The organism is Streptomyces aculeolatus, assembly GCF_020400605.1.
In the GTDB taxonomy this organism is placed as follows: Bacteria; Actinomycetota; Actinomycetes; order Streptomycetales; family Streptomycetaceae; genus Streptomyces; species Streptomyces aculeolatus.
In genome coordinates, this window is the sequence record NZ_JAINRD010000063.1 from 1 (window position 1) to 2,136 (window position 2,136).

Annotated in this window: 1 protein-coding gene; it reads right to left on the reverse strand. The window is 73.6% G+C overall.

Annotated elements, in window-relative coordinates:
- A partial coding sequence (locus LG396_RS38695) for a type I polyketide synthase (protein ID WP_225798294.1) occupies window positions 1-2,136 on the reverse strand: 2,136 nt, incomplete at both ends.

Here is a 2,136-nt window from a genome sequence, read left to right on the forward strand (position 1 = left end):
TTGCTCCCAGTAGCCCCAGGCGAGGCTGGTGGTGGGCAGGCCCTGCCGGGTGCGGTGGTGGGCGAGGGCGTCGAGGTAGGTGTTGGCGGCGGCGTAGTTGGCCTGGCCGGGGTTGCCCAGTGTGCCGGCGGCTGAGGAGTAGACGACGAAGTGGGCGAGGTCCAGGTGCTTGGTGGCCTGGTGGAGGTGGTACGCGGCGTCCACCTTCGGCGCCAGCACCGGGTGCAGGTCGTCGGGAGTGAGCTTCGACAGGACGGCGTCGCCCAGGGCCCCCGCGGTGTGGATGACGGCGGTGAGGGGGTGGTCCCCGTCGACGGAGTCGACGAGGGCCCGTACGGCGTCGTCGTCGGTGACGTCGCAGGCGGTGATGGTGACCTGGGCGCCGAGTGCGGTGAGTTCGCTGCTCAGGGCGGGGGCGTTGGGGTGGTCGGGGCCGCTGCGTGAGGCCAGGTGCAGGTGGCGTACGCCGTGTTCGGTGATGAGGTGGCGGGCGGTGAGGGTTGCCAGGCCGCCGGTGCCGCCGGTGATCAGGACGGTGCCGTTGGGGTCGAGGGGGCGGGGTTCGGTCCCTGCACTGTCGGTGGAGCGGGTGAGGCGGGGGGTGAGGATGTTGCTGTTGCGGAGGGCGAGTTGGGGTTCGCCGGTGGCGAGGGCTGCGGTGAGGTCCGGGGTGTCGTCGGTGTCGGTGTCGATGAGGTGGATGCGGTCGGGGTTCTCGTTCTGGGCGGTACGGACCAGGCCCCACAGTGGCGCGTGCGCCAAGTGCACGTCCTGATCCGAACTCGTCGCGACGGCGCGGTGGGTGAGGACGACGAGCTGTCGGTCGGTGGCGTCGTTGTCGGCCAGCCAGCTCTGGAGGTGGGTGAGCAGTGCCTCGGTTGCGGTGTGGGCCGCGGCGGGGGAGTCGTCCTCCGCCGGGGCGGCCGCGTACACGTCGACCCGGTCGAGATCGACCTGAGTCGCCGGCTCGGCCGGTGCAGGGCTCCACGCCAGGTGGAACAGGCTGTTGCGGGTGTCGTCGCTGCTGCGGGTGCTGAGCGCCGCGGCGTCGACGGGCCGGGTGTTGAGGGCGGTGATCGTCGCCACCGGTGCGCCCGTCGTGTCCCACGTCCGCAGAGCGAGGTCGTGGCCCTGCTCGCCGGTGGGGGTGAGCGTGGCGCGTAGCTCGGTGGCGCCCGTGGCGTGCACGGTGACGCCGGTCCACGCGAACGGCAACTGCATCTGCCCGTCCGCGCCGTCGTTGTGCGCCGCGAGCGGGTGCAACGCGGCGTCGAGGAGCGCCGGGTGGAGGGTGTGGCCGGCCGCGTCGGCGCCCTGCGGGAGGGCGATCTCGGCGTGCAGGGTCCCGTCGGATCCCTTCCACGCCGCCGTCACGCCCTGGAAGACGGGACCGTACTCGTAGCCCGCCGCGGCCAGCTCCGGGTAGAGCGCGCCGACGTCGAAGGGCTCCGCACCCGTGGGCGGCCACTCGGTCAGCGCCTCGGCGGCTTCTGCGGCTTCGGCGGTGAGAGTGCCCGTGGCGTGGCAGGTCCACGGCTCGGGTTCGGCGTCGCCGGTGTGCGGGCGCGAGTGGATCGTGACCTGCCACCGGCCCGTACCCCCGGCGTCGGAGCCGCCCTGGGGGGCGGCCGTGACCTGGAGGTCGCGGGCGCCGGTCTCCTCCAGCACCAGCGGCGCCTGGAGCGTCAGCTCTTCGAGATGGGTGGCGCCGGTGTGGTCACCCGCGTGCAGGGCGAGGTCGACCAGGCCGGTGCCGGGGAGCAGCACGGTCCCGGTGACGGCGTGGTCGGCGAGCCAGGGGTGGGTGCCCAGGCCGACGCGGCCGGTGAACACCGTGGTGCCCGCGCCGCCGTCGGCGCCGTCGGCGAGCTGGACCGCGGCGTGCAGCAGCGGGTGCGTCGTCGTGGCGAGCCCCAGGTCGCCTGCGCTGGTGAGCCGGGCGGGGGTGTTCAGCCAGTAGGGCTGGTGCTGGAACGGGTAGGTGGGGAGGCCCGCCGGTGTGCTCCCCGCCGCCGGGAGGTGGGGGGTGAGGTCGATGGGGTGGTGGTGGGTGTGGAGGGTGGTGAGTGCCGTGAGGAACCGGGCCTTGGTGCCGTTGTTACGGATGAGGGTGGCGTGGTGGTGGGCAGGCGTCGT